We start from the raw sequence: 21,486 nt of genomic DNA on the forward strand, positions 1-21,486 counted from the left end.
CTGAATACCACCGTGGGAACCTACCGCCGCTCAGGGCGTTTAGTGCATGCGACTTTCAGAATCGAAACCACGTCAATGGCGCTGACGACAGGAGGCGCGGTAGTGATATCAGGGCTTCCGTTCACGGTTGCTGCACTGAGTGACGGGGGATTAACAGTTTCCCCGATAATTTGCAGTCGCGCAGGCTCTGCCATATTGCTTGCGCATACGAACCCGACAACGAGGGACATCTTGCTGCTAACAAATAGCTCGCCATCCGCTTTCTCAATAACCGGCGGAACCGGTTTAACTATTTACGGTTCAGTTCAGTACGTTCTGACAGAATAAGGATTTGCCATGTTTACGATAGAGAAAGAAGTTGCAGTTAATCAGGTGACGGCGGATGGAATTGCAGTCGGTACCACTACACTAAAAGTTAGCCTGACATACACCATCGAGAGGATCGAACTTGAAGGGGAGAACGGTATCGCTTTTTACACGGTTACATCTGACGCTGATGCTGAGGGTGTAAGGAATTACATCCCATTTACCTATTCAGGTGCCGGCGATCCGTTATCTGAGGCGGAGTCAGCGTTAAAGCTAGTCATTGAATAAAAAACATGTTAAGTAATGAACGGCACACTGCGGATATCAATTTAAGTGATAGTCGCACCTCTCTTGATCTTCCCTTCAAACAAAACTACTGTATGCATAAACAGTGTCAATGGGAGGGCAGATCATGCTTCGTCAGTCAGACATCAACCAGGCCTTTCGAGAGGCGATTCTTCGGAACTCGAAAGGCTATCAGTATCTACACACGCGAGACTTCATCTCTTGTTTGATGCTGCGGGACATTCATTTCTCAGAGTCAGAAGCTAACCGGTGGATAGAGCGCTATCAAAGCTGCTTCGCTGACAAAACGCCGGACCACAGCGAAAATAGATTATGGATTCTGCGGAATATGGGGAGGGTGATGTAATGGGCCCATTTCCATCACCGGCTACAGATTATATCGAGCAGAGGCTGACCGTCACGGCCGCATGTGATATCAGCGCTAACTCGCAGGTTATCCAGACTGACCGCGGCTATGTCGTTCTCGATTTGTCGCTGAAAGTGACGCAGGGAAGCGTTGTGCTTATCCGTTGCGCGGGTGAGATGCAATTTGCAAAGCTGATGGGACAGTCGTTTATCACAGTGGAGGGAGAGAGTATCGAAGGTGAGGCTCTGGATGATGTTGAGGTTCTCGGAGTCGCAACTCATGCGATTAACGATTTGAGACAGGATGCCAGGCCTGTTTGATGTGTCGCATTTGTGGCGTAACTGAATGGCGCGATAAGGACAAGGAAGTCACACAACGACACGTAACGACACAAAACCGGATGCGAACGCGGAAAACATATGTGTTTACAGTGTGTTATTTAACGCTCTACTTTCTTCTAAGCCGTAGGTCACAGGTTCGAATCCTGTAGGGGCCATTTAATAATCAATCACTTATCAACTTCCTCCAGTCGCTGATTTTCCCTTGTGGGACATATTTGGGACATCTTCTGCAAAAATTTGCAAAAATTGAGTCAATTTGACGTGCGTGCTCAGTTAAATGGTTAGGTGCCAGGTGAGCATATCGACGGACCATTTCGATGATTCTAATGTCTTGTAGTATCTGTCGGACGATGGCCAGTCAGAGTACAGCATTACTGCTCTGTAATATCGAACAGAATGGTTAATGCTGGTTATAGCTGAGTGCAGAATAAGCGCTCTGCAGGAATGTGAAAATATGTTGCCGGTAACAGGCTAATAGTCATTATAGCTTTAGGTTCTGTCTGACTGGGTTAAATATCGCATTTTAAGCTGGCGTGAAGTACAGTTGTTATAGATCAATATTGAACACTATTTGAAAGCATACCCTCGATGTTCATCCACTGCCTGGAAAGATCCGAATGAACATCAAATTCGTCGCCATCTCCGTATTCGCTGTTGTGTGCGTCTTTGCATCAGATATTTCCATCGCCAAATCGAATTCCTTAAGCGATGATCAGGTCAGTCAAAGGATTATTGATGACTCTGTCGCATCCTACCCCGGTACTTGTGCCTGTCCCTTCAATACCGCCCGGAACGGCAGCTCGTGCGGTGGCCGCAGTGCCTGGAGCAAAGCTGGTGGGTACTCACCTATTTGCTACAAGAAAGAGGTAACAAAGGAGATGGTTAAGGCGTGGCGACAAGAGAATCAATGATAACGATCAATATCTGAACCAGGTGATTACTTACACTGGAATAGTAGTTTAAATAATATTAAATGATTATTTCGAATACTGCAGCCTATTTGCAGTAAGCACTGTTCTGGTAGAGGCGGCAGAGGCCACGGCGTATATCTTTTTACCTTGTGATATTTGAACCCAGCAAATCTATTTCCCCTGCCTGATAGACTTAGTGTCACCGTATCCTGTTACTAAGAGCACGGGGCTACCTACTCATAAGACACTTCCTCTTCTTACGAGGAAACCGGTTCAGCGTGTTGTGTGTGGAGACAGTACCCATCAACTCAAACTGATAACAAAAAGTTTAATTTTTTTCCCCGCCGCGCTGACTATAGTTAGGGCACTTTCACTTGCCCAATAAGGTCACGATTATGAAATTAGTTATCGCCTCCGTAATTTCTCTGCTCAGCTTCAGCGCGCTGGCGGCGCCAGAGGGGACGCTCAGCGTACACATTCTTAATCAGCAAACCGGGCTCCCTTCACCGGGGGTGCAGATTGAGCTGGATAAACAGCAGGGGGAGAGCTGGCAGCATATCGCCACCGGTAAAACGGATGCCGATGGGCGGATAAAGTCGCTCTATCCGCAGGCGGAGAATATGGAGCCGGGGGTGTATAAAGTGACGTTTAAAACCGGTGACTATTTTAAAAGCCAAAATATGAATACGTTCTTCCCGGTGATTCCGGTTATTTTCAATGTCACAAAGCAAAATCAAAAACTGCATATCCCGCTGCTGCTCAGTCAGTACGGATACTCTACCTACCGCGGCAGCTGATGACCCAAGCCGCTATCCAGCCAACGCCTGCGCGGCTTCCGCAGGCGTCACACTTTTCTCGCACCACGATGTCCACGCCTAACGCTCGGTCTCTTTCTCTTTAAAGTGTTTAACGGCTTCGTCGTACATCGCCAGCAGGCCGGAAATTTCGCCTTCATATTGCGGCACGCGCTGGGCGCGAACGAGCTCAATCAGCAGCGCATAGGCTGCTTCTTCCGGGGCCGCATGTGGATTGATCAGTCCAGACATATCACCTCCTTAACAGTGGGCCTTTAGCCTACCCCTCGGCGGGAAAACGCAACAGCCTGATATGCAACCAGTACTTCTTATATGGCTCTTATGAAACCTCAGAGGCGAAGACCACGGCGGAAATCAATTGAAGGAGGGGTTATCCAGACCACTGGCGTGGCGGTTAGCGGTGCATCTACACCGGCAGGAGGCTCATCATCAGCCAGGCGATGGCGATGCAGATAAGGGTCATCGACAGCACAAAATTCATGGTAGCTCCTCTTCATCCTTTCTTTACTCAACGTAAATTTTGACAGCGATGATCGCCTTTATCCTTGGCGATTTGTGCCGCTATCCGGCGGTGGGCTGGGGAAAGACGGCCTGTTTCCCCGTGAAGGCCAGCAAAATATCCTCTTTGCCAGGGTTATAGTGATGACATCAATGAATAAGCTGCATCACATTGGTTATGTTGGTCTTTCCGCCTGAAGAATGACTTCGGGTCGCTGATAAGCTTGCTGGGGGACTAACAGGATGAGCACTACACCGTTAACGCTTTCTTTTGCTGGACAACAACCGCCCATAGCCCTGCCGCAGGTGCCGGGAACGCGGGGGCCGGTGGGAGTTGACATGCGCGGGCTAAATCAGTCCGGATTCTGCAGCTATGACCCCGGCTTCGCCAACACCGCCGGATGCCAGTCGGCGATCTCGTGGATCGATACGGAAAACAGCGTGCTATTGCACCGCGGCTATCCGGTGGATCAGCTGGCTCGCCAGTGCGATTTTCTCGAAGTGGCCTACATCATGCTGAACGGTGACGCGCCGGATGAGGCCAGCTATCAAACCTTTCGCGAGACCATCACCCGCCATACTCTGGTCCATGAGCAGATAGCCCGCATGTGCAGCGGCTTTCGTCGCGACTCGCACCCGATGGCGCTGATGTGCGCCCTGGTGGGGGCGCTGGCGGCGTTTTATCATGACGTCCTGGACGTGGAAAATCCGCAGCACCGGGCGCTGGCCGCCACCCGACTGCTGTCGAAAATGCCCACTATCGCCGCCATGAGCTACAAGTACACCATTGAGCAACCCGCGGCGTATCCGCGCAACGATCTCTCCTATGCCGGTAATTTCCTGCAGATGTTGTTTGCTATCCCGGCGGAAAAATACGTTCTCAATCCGGTTATCGAGCAGGCGATGAACCAGATCCTGGTGCTGCATGCCGATCACGGGCAGTGCGCCTCGACCACTACGGTGCGCGCGGCGGGCTCCTCCGGGGCGAACTTATTCGCCTGCGTCGCCGCCGGGCTGGCGTCGCTGTGGGGGCCGATGCATGGCGGCGCCAATGAATCGAGCATGCGAATGCTGGAGGAGATTGAAAGCGTCGATCAGGTTCCGGCGTTTCTGCGCCAGGCGAAGCGCGATCCGCAGGCATTTCGCCGGCTGGGTTTTGGCAACTCGCGCTACCGTCACCGTGACCCGCGCGCCGATATCCTGCGTGAAACCAGCCATCGGGTGCTGGCGGAGGTAGGCATGTCTGACCGCCTGCTGCAGGTGGCGATGGCCCTTGAGGACGTGGCGCTGACCGACCCCTATTTTGTGGACAATGGCCTGTCGCCAAGCGTGGATTTCTATACCGCGGTGATCCTTAAAGCGATGAATCTGCCTTCGTCGATGTTTGCGGTGGTCACCGCGGTCGGTCGGACGGTCGGTTGGGTGGCGCACTGGAACGAGATGCACCAGGCGCCGCTGACCATCTACCGGCCACGGCAGATTTACGTTGGCGAGGGCTATCGGGATTACGTCTCCCGACGCGGCGAGCGGTCTGCTGAGCTAAGGTAATGCCTTACAGGCAGGAGGCGCGCGGCGTCTTCCTGCCCAGGCGGGTTACTACTCAGAGATGCCGGGAGAGCAGATAGTGCTCGACGGCGGTATATTCGGTTAACCGGGTATACAGCGCCAACAGGGCGCTGAGAAAAGCGCCTACCTCACAGGCCTGCGGCCTGGGCGTGGCGAGTAATGGCTGTAGCGTAGCTCTCAGTTGATCAAGGTCGGGCTTCAGCACATACGGTATATGCAGGGTGCTGAGGATGGTTTCAGTCTGCTGGAAATCATGACGAGATGGCAACGCCTCGTCTGCGCTTAGCCAGCTCAGGATAATCAACATGAGGCGATTTTTAGCGTAGAGATACGATTTCATGGCCTGTCTCCTGTCGGTAGTGGCGCAACACCATCCCCTGAACTTTGTTCATCAGTTCCACGTTATTTTTCACCGCCAGCTTGCTAAGGACGCGTGAACGGTAGTAGTAGACCCGTTTGATCGTGAGCTGCATGGTGCTGGCCACGTGACACAACGGCATTCCCCCCATCAGCAGGCTGATTAAAAAAGTTTCCTTACGGGTCAGGTTATAGCTGTCAGGTATGGCGATATAGAGCTTGTCGGCGGGGGGCGATGTCAAGCGCGGACCGCGGGCAAGGGCAGCGCTGAGCCCGGCAAAACTGGTGATGAACTCTGCGCCGAGCACAATGGCGAGGCTGCGTTCGAGCTCGCTCAACGGGTAGCCTGATTTGGCAAAAATAAAGATCCGGATCAGGGGATTAAACGATTTTAAACTGAGCGCGACCTGCAGTACTTCGATGCTGACGCTGCTGTAATCAATAAGGATGGTGCTTAGCCGGGCTCCGGCATCGGTCGCAAAAAAAGTATAGAACATCTCACTCTGTCCACTAAACGGGTAACAGAGTATTTCTTTAATATCCAGAGGCTTGCTGTTTGGTTCATTAATATACGCTTTCAGGGCAATATTAAAATATTCTGAATCCGCAATGCAGATCAACATAATGACCTCCTGGCATAAATACGCTGTGCATGCTGTCCTGCCTTATTCGACAATTTACTGTAGAGAATACCCGCCATAAATAACATACTCCCTGCGCTTTCAATCCAGGGGGGAGAACGTGGGAGGAGGTGGTTAATAATGAGGGTGAGATAGTTAGATCGCATTTCTCGAATGTTTTTTAGAAAATAAAAAATAAAAATTACCTTTTATTTACAGTGAGTTATGTTTTTATTGTGCGTTTGTTGTATTTCTTTTTCAGAGTGGTGTTAAGACTTTTCTATAAAAAGTAGAAATGGTCCTGGTGGCGAATTTGAATAATAAATAATGAAGTGAGTAGGATGTCAGTGCAGGGAAGGGGTTAAAAGATAACAGGCTAATCCAATGGACTGAGTATTAATAAATTGTACGTATAAAGTACGCCAGGGGTATTTCCTGAACGATTCTCCATAAGCGTGGTGATGAGGAGTGAATATGAAAAAATACAGCAAAGGAATGGCATCTTTCGTGGTGATGATGATGCTTTCTCCGGTAGCGGCGCAGGCTGCTGATGGCAAAGTCACCTTTAATGGTGAAGTCATCGACAATACCTGTACGGTAAAGAATAAAGACAAGACGGTAACCCTGCCGACGGTCCAGCGCTCGGCGCTCAGCAGCGCGGGCGAGACGGCGGGCGTGGTTCCCTTCACTATCGATCTGACGAGCTGTTCCCCGGGGACCAATGTCTCGGTGTACTTCGAGAAGGATCAAAACGTTTCCACGGAGGGCCGACTAAAAAACACTCTGACTGACGGCACGGAAGCAGAAAACGTCGATGTGGAGCTGCTGAACACCCGGTTTACGCCGATTAACCTCGCGGAGACCCCGGCGGTCGCTGCAGACGGCAAAGTTGCTCGCCTGGAAGCGATCCCGGTGGCGGTGGCTGAGCAGGATGGTTCCGCCTCGCTGCCTTTCTATGCCCGCTACTATGCGACTGATGCCGCCAAGGCTGGAAAAGTCGCAGCCTACGTCAACTTTACGGTGGTCTATCCGTAACCCCTGTCCACGGCCCCGCTCAGGGGCCGTTTATCCCCCCGACAAGGAGGAGGTGAATATGCGGCGTATGGTTCTGGCACTGCTGCTGTCCAGCTATTTACCCTCGGCGGACGCCAGTATGGTTATTGACGGCACACGGATTATTTTTTCCGGCGACAAAAAAGAGATCGCCGTCCGGGCCACCAATATGGGGGAGACCCCCTCTCTGACGCAGGTCTGGGTCGACGATGGCCGCGTGCAAAATCAACCGGAAAAGGATGCGGCGCCGTTTATTGTGCTGCCGCCGATTGTGCGCATCGAACCGGGAAAAGGCCAGAGCTGGCGCCTGGTGTTTAACGGCAGCCGCCTGCCGCAGGATCGGGAATCGCTGTTCTGGTTCAATCTTCTGGATATCCCACCTGAGCCGAAAAATGGCAAGACTGACAATTACCTGCAGCTCGCGATACGGTCGCGTATCAAGCTGTTTTACCGTCCGGCAGGCGTGGCGGCGGAAAAAATAGCCGCGGAAAAAGCCCTGAGCTGGGCGCTGGCTCCTACGGGCAACGGGCTGCGGGTGAGCAATGCCTCAGCGCGCTATATCACCATCGACAGCATCACCCTTAACGGACAAAAACACGCTGTCGGCATGGTCGCCCCGTTTTCCTCGCTGGAGATCGCGCCTAAAGGGGTCGCGCTGCGCACGCTGCCAGCCAAATTCAGCTTCACCACCATCAATGATTACGGCGCGGTAGTGAATCATAATTATCCTCAGTAAGGACATTATTATGAAACTCAGGGAGATCAAGGTTGGGTTGATGCTGCTCCTTCCCTGGCAGGAGGCATGGGCGGCAGAGGCGTTTAGTTTTAACCGCGCCCATTTGCACGGCGCCGCGCAGGTTGATCTCCAGAAATATCAATACGGTAATCCACTGCACGCCGGACAGTACCGCAGCACGCTCTCGGTGAATGGCCGGGACCTGGGGGAAGAAACGTTTGTTATCCAGGAACACGATGGCCAGCTTGAGCCCTGCATCTCACCCTCGCTGTTCGACGCTCTGCAGCTGAAGGATGCCCAGTGGCCAACCGCGGCCACCTGCCTGCGTTTTTCACAGATCGATAAGGCGATCGGCTGGGAGTATGACAGCGGGGAAAACGTCCTGCGGGTAAATATGCCCCAGGCGCTGCTGCAACCCCATTATCGGGGGGCGGTGAACCTGAAAAAGGTGGATAGCGGCGTGCCCGCCGCGGTGCTGCGCTACCAGGCCAATAGCTATCAGAGCATCGTCGACGGGGATAGCAGCAGCCATCATTATCTCGGGCTGGATGCCAGCCTGCGCGCCTTTGGCTGGCGGTTACATCACCAGTCCAGCTACCAGGCGCAGGAAGGGAATACGCACTGGGATAGCATTGCCACCTGGGCTGAGAGAAGTGTAGTGAACTGGGCGTCCACGTTACGGCTGGGTCAGGGATGGACCGACGGAACCTTCTTTGACAGCGTCAGTTTTATCGGCGGCAGGCTGGCTACCGATGTGCGCATGCTGCCGGGCTCTCGCCGCGGTTTTGCGCCGTCGGTCAGCGGCGTGGCGCGCACCAACGCCCGCGTAACGGTCACCCAGAACGGCGCTCTGTTGTACGAGGCAACGGTTCCGCCGGGCAAATTCACCTTCGACGATCTCTATCCCACCAACGCCGGCGGCGATTTACAGGTGACGATCCACGAGGCGGATGGCAGTCAGGACACCTTTACCGTGCCGTACGCCACGCTGCCTGGCCTGGTGCGGGCAGGCGCGGTCTATTATGATCTGTCGCTGGGCTATCTGGATGAGGACGGGATCGCCGGGCGGCCGGGATTTGGCGAAGCCACGCTGCAGTACGGCTTCAATGACTATATCAGCGGCTATAACGGCGCTAACGCGACGACAGATTATTACTCGACGCTGGTCGGCAGCGCCTTCAATACCTACTGGGGCGCGCTGGCGGTCGATCTTTCCCGTTCTGCGGCGAAGGGCAGGGAGCACGGCTGGCAGGAGGGCTACCGCTGGCGGGTGTCCGCATCAAAATCGTTTACATCCGATACGCGAATGCTGCTCTCGATGAGCCACAGCAACGACGGCAATTATCGCTCCATTCGCGATGCCGCCTGGGAGCACGACCGGCACCCCAACGACTGGCGGGAGATGACCCGCTACAGCGCGACGTTGTCTCAGCAGGCCGGCAGCGGCAGTCTGTCATTTAACGGAATCTGGAGTGAGGATGTCCGCCACCACCGCTGGCGCTCATATCAGCTTGGCTATGCCAACCGCTATGGTCAGCTCAATTATTATCTGTATGCCCAGCAGAGCCAGGATATCCATCACCGCAATAATCAGGTGGTGGGCGTCTCCTTTTCGCTGCCGTTCGGGCAGGCGGGCAGCCTGACCACCCGCTTTAACCACGATAAAAACTACGGCAGCCAGCTGCAGTCCAGCTATACCGGCAGCGCAGGCGAGAAAAACGCCTTCAGCTACGGTTTGACCGCCAGCTACGACATGCCGCGGGAGAACCCAAATGAAGCCAGCGTTGCGGCCAACGGTAGCCTGCGGACGGATTATGCGTACCTGAACGCCAGCGCCAGCGCCGGTCGCCATCAGCAGCAGTACTCGCTGGGGGCATCGGGCGCCCTGGTAGCGCATCAGGGCGGCATGACCACCACCCCCGAACTGGGGGAAACCTTCGCCATTGTGGAAGCGCCCGGCGCGGTGGGGCCCGGGTGGCTAACCGCCTTGGACAGCCGATTAACCGCCAGGGTTTTACGATCATCCCTTACCTCGATCCCTTTACCGCTAACTGGCTGGATCTCGATCCGCAGGGTCTGAACGACCATGTGGAGATTGTCTCCAGCAGCACGACGGTGGTGCCCGATTCGGGCGCGGCGGTGAAGGTCAAATTTGTCACGCGTACCGGCTATCCCTGGTTTGCCCATGTCACGCTGCCGGATGGCGCGGCGCCCCCGCTGGGCGCGGAGGTGTTCGACGACAACGGTCGGGCGGTTGGCGCCGTCGGTCAGGGCGGGCTGCTGTATGCCCGGGTGCCGCAGGACCACGGCAGCGTCTCGGTAGTATGGGGCGAACGCAGCGGGCAACGCTGCCGGTTGGCCTATGCCATCCGCGACGACGCGGTGCAGCAGGTTAGCAGCGGCACGCCGCATCAGGTCTGCCGGCCGGGAATAAAGGAGAAGTAATATGAAAAAAATCATCGCATCAGGGGTACCTCTTCTGCTGGCCGGCGGGTACTGCGCTTCGCTGTCGGCAGCGTGCCAGATGGTCAGTGGCAAAACTATCGAGTATTCAGTGAACGTCAGCCAGGCCAGTATCAACCTTGACGTCAGCGATCTCCCCATCGGCTCCCTGCTATACAGCTACGGAGGGATGATTATCACTAATAACGAACGCTGGGAGATCGCCTGCAGCGGCAGCGAGCCCGGCGGGTTTCAGAGCATTGGCGGTTCCCGGGTCGGCCCGGCGGGAGACGGCAAGCCGGGGGATATCTACAGCATCGACCGCCTGCCGGGCATCGGCTACAGCTTTCAGATGGGGGAACAGGATGGCATTAATTTCGATCCCCTGTTCACGGCCTGGCCTTCCGCGCCGGTATTTTCCGGCCAGCGCGCATTTCAGGCGGAAAATAAAAACCGACCATCTATTTCTGGCGGATTGCCGATAACGGCGGTCTACCGCCGCCGGGCGAATATTGCCTTAATGATTACCTTGGCGATATTTATCTTGGCGGAGTACAGGCGATGCGCTTCAGCGTCAGCGGACTCTGTATTCAGGTCAAATCACCCACCTGCAAGATTACTGACGACAGTAAAAACATTAACGTCTTCCTCGGACGGCATAACAAAACCGCATTTACCGGGCTCAACAGCACCACCGCCCCGGTTCCTTTTAACATCAACCTGACGAACTGTGAAAATGTCGGCAGCGTGTTTATGCAGTTTAACGCGACGGTGGACAGCGCTGTCGCCGCCAACGAAGTGATTAAAATCGATGACCAACCTGAAGGGGCATCCGGACTTGGCGTGCAGATCCTCAGTGCCGGCGGCTCGCTGGTGCCGCTAAACCAGGTGAGCCAGGTCTGGTCCGGGAAAAAAGGCAGTCAGACGAACTATCGTTTATCCTATCAGGCCCGCTATATCCAGACGCAGCCCGCAGTGACTGCGGGCGAAGCGAACGCCAGTGCGACCTTCGTGGTGACTTATAACTGATCTGCCTGGCGGCACAGCGCCGTCAGGCATGCGCCAGTAAAGGAAACATCAACTTCCTGTCTTTAAACAGGTTTTCCTTCTGGTCATAGACGAAGAGGATATCTTCTCCCTCTATCTTCTCATACTCGCCGAGCCGGTCTTCACTGGGGGTAAAACCGAGGATGGCCTGGTAAACGTGGTCATCGGCCAGTTCGTTGACCAGCGTCGACAGGCTCTTGCCCACGTCGCAGAACAGATCAAAGCAGATCAGCACCGGACCGTTTTGCATGGCGATGACCACCGCCTCATTTTTTGCCGAGTAATAGACAAAATGCTTCATAAAGGCTGAGCAGTAAAACATCAGCAGGCCAAAGTTATGCTCCACCCGCAGCGGTGAGAACGGGTTGGATTTTTCATAGTAATGGCGGAGCAGGGCGACATCGTCAGCGCTGTCCATATCCAGTTTACGAAAATCACCGGCTCGCGGGGAGACCGGCATAATATATTGATGTTCTTCGCTGCGGGTGAAGCCAAATTTGGGGTAAAAATCCACCGTGGTGGGATTGGCGAATAAAAAGAAGGCGTCCGCCTCCTGCTGCCAGTCCTGCAGGATGTGATGGATAAGCTGGCCGGCTAATCCCTTATTACGGTGGTCCGGTTCGGTCATCACGGTGCCAATCTGAATATAACGCCGGGGCTCGCCCTGCCAGCGCAGGTCGATGATGTTGGCCGAAGCGTTAGCGATAACTTTATTGCGTTCGACAAAAGCATAGGGGATATAGGCGTCGGTCCAGTAACCTTGCTGATACCACTCTTCAAAAGACAGGTCAAAAGTCTTAACGGCAAGGTCAATGAAGCTTTTTCTTAATGGGTTATTTTCTCTGACTTGCTTCACTAATTGATAATTCATTGTCATAGTTCCTTCTCACTATGGCTTCTGAAAGCGGCGACGTCGGCAAAGGCACTTGCGTCGAATGAGCGCTGTAAACGTAGCATATCTGGGAAAAGGATCCGCAATGTCGATGCTTAACCTTTGCCCCAGTCACAAATAACCGCATGCTGGCCGTGTCAAACCGGGCGAAACGGACTGTTTGCGTTCGCTATCGCCATAATAAAGCGTGAGTAAAAGAGGTATTGGTCGAGAGGCTGAGGCAAATGTACTGGCTATTTTATCAACAATCGGCCGAGCCGTAGAGGTTAGGTTTATTTATTTATGCATTAAACAGGAAATTTTACGCGTTGCGTCTAATAATAGAGTAGTCCCCAGCGTAAGGGCTGAATTTATCCTGGAATCGGCTTATAATAACGCGCTTTGTGATTGAGTATTACCGCACGAATTGGAAAAATACTACGTGCAGGATCCGCTACTTTATTTCGCGGTTTTTGCTCAGCTATTATTGAGTGAATTAACAGGATTACTATGTCAAATTTACCCAAATTTTCCCGCGCGCTGTTGCACCCGCGTTACTGGCTGTTGTGGCTGGGAATTGGCTTTTTGTGGCTGCTGGTGCAATTACCGTATCCGGTGATCTACCGTCTGGGAACGGCGCTTGGGCGGCTGGCAATGCGGGTGATGAAAAGCCGCGCGCGGATTGCCAGACGTAATCTCGAACTCTGCTTTCCCGAGATGAGCGCCGCCGATCGCGAGGCGCTGCTGGTGAAAAACTTTGAATCGCTGGGCATGGGGCTGATGGAGACCGGCATGGCCTGGTTCTGGCCGACGCACCGGGTAGCGCGCTGGACCGAGACCAGCGGCGTTAACGAGGTGGTGGAGCTTCTGGAAGAAAAGCAGGGCATTTTACTGATCGGTATCCATTTTCTGACCCTCGAAATGGGTGCGCGAATGTACGGCATGTTTACCCCAGGCATTGGCGTCTACCGTCCTAACGATAACCCGCTGATTGACTGGCTGCAAACCTGGGGACGCTTGCGCTCTAACAAGACCATGCTGGATCGAAAAAATCTGAAAGGGATGGTCAGGGCGCTAAAAGAGGGGGAAATTCTCTGGTACGCGCCGGATCATGACTACGGTCCGGCCAGCAGCGTCTTCGCCCCGCTGTTTGCCGTCGAACAGGCAGCGACCACCACCGGTACCTGGATGCTGGCGAAAATGTCCGGGGCGACGATTGTGCCGTTTGTTCCGCGGCGCAAGCCCAACGGCATGGGGTATGAATTGATCTCCCTGACGCCGGAGCGCACGCCGCCGCTGGCGAGCGCCGAGGTTACGGCGGCCTGGATGAATCAGATTATCGAACAGTGCATCCTGATGGCGCCCGAGCAATACATGTGGTTGCACCGGCGCTTTAAGACCCGCCCGGAAGGAGTACCGCCGCGTTACTGAACGCCTCGGCCAAAAAATAAGCGCATCGGTAGCACGCTTAGTAAATCGCCGTCTATACTGAAAGGGCCTGACTGAAGGCTAATTCCAAGGAGATTGCAGGATGAAAAAAGTGATAGTCGCGTTAGCCCTTTCCGCCGTTGCATTTGGCGCCTCCGCCGCGCAGTTGATTACCAAAGAAGAAGTGAAACACTTCAAACTGACCAAAGTCGGGCCGATCTCGGTGGGGCCGTCCGGTGGCGAATTCTCTTCGCCTTCCGATCTGCACGATCAGCTCTCCAAGCTGGCCGATGAGAAAGGCGGAAAGTACTACGTGATCACCGCTGCGCGTGAGCATGGCCCTAACTTTGAAGCCACAGCGGAAGTGTATAAATAACCTTTTTTTAAAGCGTGCCGTATCGGCGCGCAACGCATTGAGCCTGGAGCGCGTTAAGCCTCCGGGCTTATTTTTTTCTGCTATCGGAATTGCCTTAGGCAATAGCGGCAGCGGAAATGCGTTTTTATCGCTATATATAGATTTCATGATCACGATGTTAATGAATTATTGCTTTTTATTGTTAATAAAGAGCCAATTCCGGCCTAATGCCTGAGGGAGTGACCCCTGGCAAAAATAGGTAGGACAAATGTGTTATCATCGCGCCTTTCCCTTTTTGTCTGGGGCTTTCTTGTATGCTACAACCTGTTGTTCGCGTCGGTGAATGGCTGGTAACCCCCTCTGTAAACCAAATCAGCAGGAAGGGGCGCCAGCTTACCCTTGAACCGCGTTTAATCGATCTTCTGGTCTTTTTTGCCCGCCATCCGGGGGAAGTGCTTAGCCGGGACGAGCTTATCGAAAACGTCTGGACCCGGAACGTTGTGACCAGCCACGTCGTCACGCAGAGTATTTCTGAACTGCGCAAGTCGCTCAAAGACGGCGACGACGTTAGCCTTGAGTACATCGCGACGGTACCCAAACGGGGGTATAAGCTCACGGTGCCGGTGATCTGGTGCACCGAAGAGGGGGAGGAGCTAGCCCCGTCGATGGAGGCGCTGACGCCTTCGCCGTCGACCGCCGTTCCTGCGCCGCCGGCCGCCGGTGCGCCATCCGACGTCTCTGTCCCTCTCCCTGATGCCGCCGCGCCGCCACCGGCTCCTACCGTGGCCAGCGCGCCGTCAGGCCGCAAGCGCCTCACTACCGCCCTGGTGTGGGGGCTGTTCCTGTTGGCGCTGGGCACCTGCGTGGCGCTGGTGGCGCTGTCGAGCATGGAATCGCGGCCGCCGGTCAACAAGGCGCGTCTGCTGCTCAATCCGCGCGATATCGATATCCACCTGGTGAATGGCAACTCCTGCGCTAACTGGTCGTCGCAGCACTCCTACGCCGTTGGACTGGCCAGCCTGATCACCACCTCGCTGAACACCTTCTCGACCTTTATGGTGCATGACAAAACGGACTACAACATCAATGAACCAAGCAGTTCCGGCAAAACGCTGACCATTGAGTTCGTTAATCAGCGCCATTATCGGGCGCAGCAGTGCTTTATGTCGGTCCAGCTGGTGGACAACGCCGACAGCTCGACGATGCTGGATAAGCGCTACTTTGTGACCAACGATAACCAGCTGACCATCCAGAACGATCTGATGAACAGCCTGTCGGATGCCCTGGCGCAGCCGTGGCCGGCGCGAATGCAGGCGATGCTCAGGCAATATCAGCCCTCGCAAAGCGTGGCGTTAACCTATTTCTACCAGTCGCATCAGCTGTTAATGAAGGGCGACGTCGATTCATTAAGTAAGGCCAGTAGCCTGCTGGATGATGTGATTAAGCGGGCGCCGGATTTTATTTACGCCTATGCCGAAAAAACGCTGGTGGATGTATTGCGCCATTCGCAACAGCCGCTGGACGATAAACAGCTGGCCGCCCTCTACAGTGAAGTCGAGCGGGTAGGGGCGATGCCGGGTATAAAAGACATGGCGATTTATTATCAAATAAAAGCGGTGGATTCATTGGGGAAGGGCAAAGTCGACGAAGCAAATACCGCAATTAATAGTGCGATTGATTTAGAGATGTCATGGCTAAATTATGTGCTGTTAGGCAAAGTCTATGAGATGAAAGGTGAGAACCGTCTGGCTGCCGATTCTTACATCACGGCGTTTAATTTACGTCCTGGCGAAGATACCCTGTACTGGATTGAAAATGGGGTTTTCCAGACGTCGGTTAACCGAGTCGTTCCATATCTCGACAACTTTCTCTCTTCAGAATAAGTAAACCCTCATCATGTGCAAGGTTTTGGGCATGGTGAGGTTAAATTTATGTTTCTCATGAAGCCTCTTGTTGTTATTTTTATTTAGCATTCGGGAGGCTTTAAATAACAGCCAGATAACACGTTCTCATTCTTCTAACTCACTGTAATACAACGATGTTTATCTTTTTCTGACACCCTGTTGTCATGTTTATATGTTAAGCGAAAAAGGTCAAAATATCATTTGTCTGATGTTTGTTTTTATATCACTTTATCTTTAGGACTTATCTCGTACAAATCAGTAATCTTGTTGGCAGTTGGTCGGGTCAATTAATGGTTCTGTATCATGATCTGTACCTCCCAAATAAACTTAGGAGAAAAACAACCATGAGTTCTGCCAAGAAGATCGGGCTATTTGCCTGTACCGGTGTCGTCGCCGGTAATATGATGGGGAGCGGGATTGCATTATTACCTGCGAACCTGGCCAGCATCGGTGGTATTGCCATTTGGGGCTGGGTGATTTCAATTATTGGTGCGATGTCTCTGGCTTATGTTTATGCCCGACTGGCCACTAAAAACCCGCAGCAGGGCGGTCCTATTGCCTACGCTGGCGAAATATCTCCGGCATTCGGTTTCCAGACCGGTGTCCTTTATTATCATGCAAACTGGATTGGTAACCTGGCCATCGGGATTACCGCAGTTTCTTATCTCTCTACGTTCTTCCCAATTTTAAATAACCCGGTGCCAGCAGGTATTGCCTGTATTGCCATCGTGTGGATCTTTACTTTCGTTAATATGCTCGGCGGGACCTGGGTCAGCCGTCTGACCACTATTGGTCTGGTACTGGTGCTTATTCCGGTAGTCATGACCGCGGTCGTCGGCTGGCACTGGTTTGATGTCGCTACCTATCAGGCGAACTGGAATACCTCCAGCACCACCGATAGCCACGCGGTTATTAAAAGTATCCTGCTCTGCCTGTGGGCCTTCGTTGGCGTAGAATCCGCCGCCGTGAGTACCGGGATGGTGAAAAACCCGAAACGTACCGTGCCGCTGGCTACCATGCTGGGCACTGCGATGGCCGGTATCGTCTACATCGCCGCGACTCAGGTTATCGCCGGTATGTATCCTGCTTCTCAGATGGCCGCGTCCGGTGCGCCGTTCGCAATTAGCGCCTCTACCATCCTCGGCGGCTGGGCTGCACCGATGGTATCCGCTTTCACCGCCTTTGCCTGCCTGACTTCTCTGGGCTCGTGGATGATGCTGGTTGGCCAGGCCGGTGTACGTGCCGCCAACGACGGTAACTTCCCGAAAGTGTATGGCGAAGTTGATAACAACGGTATTCCGAAAAAAGGCCTGCTGCTGGCCGCAGTGAAAATGACCGCGCTGATGGTGCTGATTACCCTGATGAACTCCGCCGGTGGTAAAGCCTCTGACCTGTTCGGCGAACTGACCGGTATCGCGGTACTGCTGACCATGCTGCCTTACTTCTACTCCTGTGTTGACCTGATTCGTTTCGAAGGCATCAACATCCGTAACTTCGTTAGCCTGATTTGTTCGGTACTGGGTTGCGTGTTCTGCTTCATCGCGCTGATGGGCGCAAGCTCCTTCGAACTGGCCGGCACTTTCATCGTTAGCCTGATTATCCTGATGTTCTACGGTCGCAAAATGCACCAGCGCCAGAACAACGCATCGGATAACAACACCACCGCTAACGCGCACTAATCAGTAACCCGTTTTCCTGAGGCTCCTTCCATCACCTGTCATCACGCGACGGGAGGGGCTTTCTACATCTGGAGATTTGACTATGAACGTTATTGCAATCATGAATCACATGGGGGTTTACTTCAAAGAAGAACCCATCCGTGAACTGCATCGTGCTCTCGAACGCCTGGACTTCCGTATTGTCTACCCGAACGACCGTGACGACTTATTAAAACTTATTGAAAACAACTCTCGTCTGTGCGGCGTGATCTTCGACTGGGATAAATACAATCTCGAACTGTGCGAAGAAATCAGCAAAATGAACGAGTACATGCCGCTGTATGCGTTCGCTAACACCTACTCCACTCTGGACGTTAGCCTGAACGATCTGCGCATGCAGGTTCGCTTCTTCGAATATGCGCTGGGCGCTGCGGAAGATATCGCGAACAAAATCAAACAGAACACTGACGAATACATCGACACCATTCTGCCGCCGCTGACCAAAGCGCTGTTCAAATATGTCCGTGAAGGTAAATATACCTTCTGTACCCCAGGCCACATGGGCGGTACCGCGTTTCAGAAAAGCCCGGTAGGCAGCATCTTCTACGATTTCTTTGGCTCCAACACCATGAAATCCGATATCTCCATTTCGGTTTCTGAACTGGGTTCCCTACTGGACCACAGCGGCCCGCACAAAGAAGCGGAAGAGTATATCGCTCGCGTGTTTAACGCAGAACGCAGCTACATGGTGACCAACGGTACTTCTACCGCTAACAAAATCGTCGGCATGTACTCCGCGCCGGCCGGCAGCACCGTGCTGATTGACCGTAACTGCCACAAATCGCTGACTCACCTGATGATGATGAGCGACATTACGCCGATCTATTTCCGTCCGACCCGTAACGCCTACGGTATCCTCGGCGGTATTCCGCAGAGCGAATTCCAGCACGCGACTATCGCCAAGCGTGTGAAAGAGACGCCGAACGCGACCTGGCCGGTACACGCGGTTATCACCAACTCGACTTACGATGGTCTGCTGTATAACACCGACTTCATCAAGAAAACCCTGGATGTGAAATCCATCCACTTTGACTCCGCATGGGTCCCTTACACCAACTTCTCGCCGATCTATGAAGGCAAATGCGGGATGAGCGGCGGCCGCGTTGAAGGGAAAGTGATTTATGAAACCCAGTCCACGCACAAACTGCTGGCGGCGTTCTCCCAGGCGTCGATGATCCACGTGAAAGGCGACGTTAACGAAGAGACCTTCAACGAAGCCTACATGATGCACACCACCACCTCTCCACACTACGGGATCGTGGCCTCCACCGAAACCGCGGCGGCGATGATGAAGGGGAACGCTGGTAAGCGTCTGATCGACGGCTCTATTGAACGTTCCATCAAGTTCCGTAAAGAGATCAAACGTCTGAAAGGCGAGTCTGACGGCTGGTTCTTCGACGTCTGGCAGCCGGAGCATATCGATGGTCCTGAATGCTGGCCGCTGCGTTCCGACAGCGCATGGCACGGTTTCAAAAACATCGATAACGAACACATGTACCTCGACCCGATCAAAGTCACGCTGCTGACTCCGGGGATGAAGAAAGACGGCACCATGGATGACTTCGGTATTCCGGCAAGCATCGTGGCGAAATACCTCGACGAACACGGCATCGTGGTAGAGAAAACCGGTCCGTACAACCTGCTGTTCCTGTTCAGTATCGGTATCGATAAGACTAAAGCGCTGAGCCTGCTGCGTGCGCTGACCGACTTCAAACGCGCGTTCGACCTGAACCTGCGGGTGAAAAACATGCTGCCGTCGCTGTACCGTGAAGATCCTGAATTCTATGAAAACATGCGTATTCAGGACCTCGCGCAGAACATTCACAAACTGATCGAGCATCACAACCTGCCGGATCTGATGTTCCGCGCGTTTGAAGTGCTGCCATCGATGGTGATGACCCCGTATGCCGCGTTCCAGAAAGAGCTGCACGGTCAGACGGAAGAAGTGTATCTCGAAGAGATGGTCGGCCGCGTCAACGCCAACATGATCCTGCCGTATCCTCCGGGAGTGCCGCTGGTGATGCCGGGTGAGATGATCACCGAAGAGAGCCGTCCGGTGCTGGAGTTCCTGCAGATGCTGTGCGAAATCGGCGCCCACTATCCAGGCTTCGAAACCGATATCCACGGCGCCTATCGTCAGGCGGATGGTCGTTACACCGTTAAAGTGCTGAAAGAAGAGAATAACAAGTAATAGACGCACACCAGGGAAGTGGCTTGCCACTTCCCTTTTTCACGCTGCAAGGAGAACACATGAAAACACCCTCACAGCCGCGCGCGATTTACTACATCGTTGCGATCCAGATCTGGGAGTACTTCAGCTTTTACGGCATGCGCGCCTTACTCATCCTTTACCTTACCCACCAGCTTGGCTTCGACGACAGCCACGCCATCAGCCTGTTCAGCGCTTACGCATCTCTGGTTTACGTTACCCCTATTCTCGGCGGCTGGCTTGCCGACCGCCTGCTCGGCAACCGCACGGCGGTAATTGCCGGGGCGCTGTTGATGACCCTCGGCCATGTGGTGCTGGGCGTTGAGTCGACCTCCGCATGGAGTTTGTACGTCGCGCTGGCGATCATCATCTGCGGCTACGGCCTGTTTAAATCCAATATCAGCTGCCTGCTTGGCGAACTGTACGCTCACGACGACCCGCGTCGCGACGGAGGTTTCTCGCTGCTGTACGCCGCCGGCAACGTCGGCTCGATTGCCGCGCCCATCGCCTGCGGACTGGCGGCGCAGTGGTACGGCTGGCATATCGGCTTCGCCCTTGCGGGGATCGGTATGTTTATCGGCCTGATGATTTTCTTAAGCGGCAGCCGCCACTTCCGGCATACCCGCGGCGTCGATAAACCGGCGCTGCGGGCGGTGAAGTTCGTGCTGCCGACCTGGGGCTGGCTGCTGGTGATGCTCTGCCTGGCGCCGGTATTTTTCACGCTGCTGCTGCAAAACAACTGGTCCGGCTATCTGCTGGCGATCGTCTGCCTGTTCGCCGCCCAGATGGTGGCGCGGATCATGATCAAAGCCCCGGAGCATCGTCGCGCGCTGTGGCAGATCGTCCTGCTGATGCTCGCCGGAACGTTGTTCTGGGTGCTGGCGCAGCAGGGCGGGAGCTCGATTAGCCTGTTTATCGACCACTTCGTCAATCGTCGTCTGCTGAACTGGGACGTGCCGACCGCGCTGTTCCAGTCGGTTAACGCGATAGCGGTGATGGCGGCCGGCGTGGTGCTGGCGTGGCTGATGCGCCCGGAAGGCAGCGTGCGTTCGGTGCTGCGCGTCTGGCTGAAATTTTCTTTCGGCCTGCTGCTGATGGGCGGCGGCTTTATGCTGCTGGCGCTCAATGCCCGCCATGGCGCGGCTGACGGTCAGGCCTCAATGGGCATGATGGTCGCCGGGCTGGCGATGATGGGCTTTGCCGAACTGTTTATCGACCCGGTGGCGATGGCGCAAATCACCCGTCTGAACATGCCCGGCGTCACCGGCGTATTGACCGGCATTTATATGCTGGCCACCGGCGCGGTGGCCAACTGGCTGGCGGGCGTGGTCGCCCAGCAAACCACCGAATCGCAAATCAGCGATACGGCGATTGCCGCCTATCAGCATTTCTTCGCGCAGATGGGCGAATGGACCCTCGGCTGCGTGGCGGTGATGGTCATTATCGCCTTTGCCGCGGCCTGTAGCGTTGGCAAACGTCGTGCGGCTGCCGGTGAAATTACCGGCGGCGGCGCCTGACGCTCGTCCCGGCTCGTGGCGTAAACACCTTGTCCGGGCTGCGATTCGTAGCCCCGGTAAGCGCAGCGCGACCGGGGGCATTACCTCAACAGCGGAGCGCGAAGTCGCTCCTTGCACAGCTTAGTGAACAGGAGGAGGAT

Annotated in this window: 21 protein-coding genes and 2 pseudogenes; 19 read left to right on the top strand and 4 right to left on the bottom strand. The window is 54.3% G+C overall.

Translation table 11 applies throughout. From position 1 onward, the window contains the following. The 6 genes and pseudogenes from HMPREF1024_RS31545 to uraH all read left to right on the top strand — a co-directional run. Positions 1 to 327 (top strand): annotated as a pseudogene (locus tag HMPREF1024_RS31545) (hypothetical protein); the annotation flags it as partial. Positions 328 to 336: 9 nt separating this feature from the next. Next, entirely contained in the window at positions 337 to 594 is a 258-nt protein-coding gene (locus HMPREF1024_RS18930; protein ID WP_009308066.1) for a hypothetical protein, read from the top strand. A 124-nt stretch (positions 595 to 718) separates the two neighbouring features. Next, a complete protein-coding gene (locus HMPREF1024_RS32065; RefSeq protein WP_009308067.1) occupies positions 719 to 958 on the top strand; it encodes a hypothetical protein in 240 nt (79 codons plus the stop codon). Next, on the top strand, positions 958 to 1,278 hold the full coding sequence (locus HMPREF1024_RS18920) for a hypothetical protein (RefSeq protein WP_009308068.1): 321 nt from the start codon (positions 958 to 960) through the stop codon (positions 1,276 to 1,278). The genes HMPREF1024_RS32065 and HMPREF1024_RS18920 overlap by 1 nt, the downstream gene beginning before the upstream one ends. Positions 1,279 to 1,916: 638 nt before the next feature. Continuing rightward, positions 1,917 to 2,210 (top strand): hypothetical protein, encoded by a 294-nt coding sequence (locus tag HMPREF1024_RS0125995; RefSeq protein ID WP_002892360.1) that lies wholly within the window; start codon positions 1,917 to 1,919, stop codon positions 2,208 to 2,210. Between the two features lie 395 nt (positions 2,211 to 2,605). Further along, entirely contained in the window at positions 2,606 to 3,007 is a 402-nt protein-coding gene (gene uraH / locus HMPREF1024_RS18915; RefSeq protein WP_002892366.1) for a hydroxyisourate hydrolase, read from the top strand. Between the two features lie 78 nt (positions 3,008 to 3,085). Here the strand turns inward: uraH and HMPREF1024_RS18910 are convergent, their stop codons facing one another. Next, positions 3,086 to 3,256, bottom strand: coding sequence for a hypothetical protein (locus HMPREF1024_RS18910; RefSeq protein ID WP_002892370.1), 171 nt, complete (start codon positions 3,254 to 3,256; stop codon positions 3,086 to 3,088). Positions 3,257 to 3,580: 324 nt separating this feature from the next. On the opposite strand from HMPREF1024_RS18910, the gene HMPREF1024_RS31195 reads away from it, so the two are divergent. Next, positions 3,581 to 3,721, top strand: a complete 141-nt coding sequence (locus tag HMPREF1024_RS31195; protein WP_020316410.1) for a hypothetical protein — start codon at positions 3,581 to 3,583, stop codon at positions 3,719 to 3,721. Positions 3,722 to 3,766: 45 nt separating this feature from the next. Beyond that, the gene (locus HMPREF1024_RS18905; protein ID WP_004147414.1) at positions 3,767 to 5,071 is read left to right on the top strand and encodes a citrate synthase; all 1,305 of its coding nucleotides are present in this window, start codon (positions 3,767 to 3,769) and stop codon (positions 5,069 to 5,071) included. A 52-nt stretch (positions 5,072 to 5,123) separates the two neighbouring features. Here HMPREF1024_RS18905 and HMPREF1024_RS18900 read toward each other — a convergent pair whose 3' ends face one another. After that, positions 5,124 to 5,429, bottom strand: a complete 306-nt coding sequence (locus HMPREF1024_RS18900) for a hypothetical protein (RefSeq protein WP_004191501.1) — start codon at positions 5,427 to 5,429, stop codon at positions 5,124 to 5,126. Then, a complete protein-coding gene (locus HMPREF1024_RS18895) occupies positions 5,407 to 6,069 on the bottom strand; it encodes a LuxR C-terminal-related transcriptional regulator (RefSeq protein ID WP_002892378.1) in 663 nt (220 codons plus the stop codon). The genes HMPREF1024_RS18900 and HMPREF1024_RS18895 overlap by 23 nt, the downstream gene beginning before the upstream one ends. 471 nt (positions 6,070 to 6,540) lie before the next feature. Between HMPREF1024_RS18895 and HMPREF1024_RS18890 the strand changes: the two genes are divergently transcribed. The 5 genes and pseudogenes from HMPREF1024_RS18890 to HMPREF1024_RS31200 all read left to right on the top strand — a co-directional run bounded on the left by HMPREF1024_RS18890 (position 6,541) and on the right by HMPREF1024_RS31200 (position 11,326). After that, on the top strand, positions 6,541 to 7,101 hold the full coding sequence (locus HMPREF1024_RS18890; RefSeq protein WP_009308069.1) for a fimbrial protein: 561 nt from the start codon (positions 6,541 to 6,543) through the stop codon (positions 7,099 to 7,101). A gap of 58 nt (positions 7,102 to 7,159) precedes the next feature. Then, positions 7,160 to 7,855, top strand: coding sequence for a molecular chaperone (locus tag HMPREF1024_RS18885; RefSeq protein ID WP_004211264.1), 696 nt, complete (start codon positions 7,160 to 7,162; stop codon positions 7,853 to 7,855). A 10-nt stretch (positions 7,856 to 7,865) separates the two neighbouring features. Continuing rightward, positions 7,866 to 10,300: pseudogene (locus HMPREF1024_RS18880) on the top strand (fimbria/pilus outer membrane usher protein). Between the two features lies 1 nt (position 10,301). Beyond that, positions 10,302 to 11,021: a hypothetical protein gene (locus HMPREF1024_RS31735; RefSeq protein WP_228690143.1), complete on the top strand. Its 720-nt coding sequence runs from the start codon at positions 10,302 to 10,304 to the stop codon at positions 11,019 to 11,021. After that, positions 10,934 to 11,326, top strand: a complete 393-nt coding sequence (locus HMPREF1024_RS31200; RefSeq protein WP_267195262.1) for a fimbrial protein — start codon at positions 10,934 to 10,936, stop codon at positions 11,324 to 11,326. The genes HMPREF1024_RS31735 and HMPREF1024_RS31200 overlap by 88 nt, the downstream gene beginning before the upstream one ends. 22 nt (positions 11,327 to 11,348) lie before the next feature. Here the strand turns inward: HMPREF1024_RS31200 and HMPREF1024_RS18875 are convergent, their stop codons facing one another. Beyond that, positions 11,349 to 12,215 carry a GNAT family N-acetyltransferase gene (locus tag HMPREF1024_RS18875; protein WP_004211259.1) on the bottom strand — a complete coding sequence of 289 codons (867 nt, stop codon included), beginning with the start codon at positions 12,213 to 12,215 and terminating at the stop codon, positions 11,349 to 11,351. Between the two features lie 510 nt (positions 12,216 to 12,725). Between HMPREF1024_RS18875 and HMPREF1024_RS18870 the strand changes: the two genes are divergently transcribed. The 6 genes from HMPREF1024_RS18870 (at position 12,726) to dtpD (ending at position 21,346) form a co-directional block, all read left to right on the top strand. Beyond that, positions 12,726 to 13,646 carry a Kdo(2)-lipid IV(A) acyltransferase gene (locus HMPREF1024_RS18870; RefSeq protein WP_002892400.1) on the top strand — a complete coding sequence of 307 codons (921 nt, stop codon included), beginning with the start codon at positions 12,726 to 12,728 and terminating at the stop codon, positions 13,644 to 13,646. Positions 13,647 to 13,746: 100 nt separating this feature from the next. Continuing rightward, on the top strand, positions 13,747 to 14,019 hold the full coding sequence (locus HMPREF1024_RS18865) for a DUF1471 domain-containing protein (RefSeq protein WP_002892402.1): 273 nt from the start codon (positions 13,747 to 13,749) through the stop codon (positions 14,017 to 14,019). A 293-nt stretch (positions 14,020 to 14,312) separates the two neighbouring features. Then, the gene (gene cadC, locus HMPREF1024_RS18860; RefSeq protein ID WP_004147422.1) at positions 14,313 to 15,881 is read left to right on the top strand and encodes a lysine decarboxylation/transport transcriptional activator CadC; all 1,569 of its coding nucleotides are present in this window, start codon (positions 14,313 to 14,315) and stop codon (positions 15,879 to 15,881) included. Positions 15,882 to 16,246: 365 nt separating this feature from the next. Then, on the top strand, positions 16,247 to 17,581 hold the full coding sequence (gene cadB / locus HMPREF1024_RS18855; protein WP_002892484.1) for a cadaverine/lysine antiporter: 1,335 nt from the start codon (positions 16,247 to 16,249) through the stop codon (positions 17,579 to 17,581). Positions 17,582 to 17,663: 82 nt separating this feature from the next. Then, positions 17,664 to 19,811, top strand: coding sequence for a lysine decarboxylase CadA (cadA, locus tag HMPREF1024_RS18850; protein WP_002892486.1), 2,148 nt, complete (start codon positions 17,664 to 17,666; stop codon positions 19,809 to 19,811). Positions 19,812 to 19,870: 59 nt separating this feature from the next. Further along, positions 19,871 to 21,346, top strand: coding sequence for a dipeptide permease DtpD (gene dtpD, locus HMPREF1024_RS18845; protein WP_004151795.1), 1,476 nt, complete (start codon positions 19,871 to 19,873; stop codon positions 21,344 to 21,346). The last annotated feature ends 140 nt before the right edge of the window (positions 21,347 to 21,486 follow it).

It is taken from the genome of Klebsiella sp. 4_1_44FAA, assembly GCF_000238715.1.
GTDB lineage: Bacteria > Pseudomonadota > Gammaproteobacteria > Enterobacterales > Enterobacteriaceae > Klebsiella > Klebsiella pneumoniae.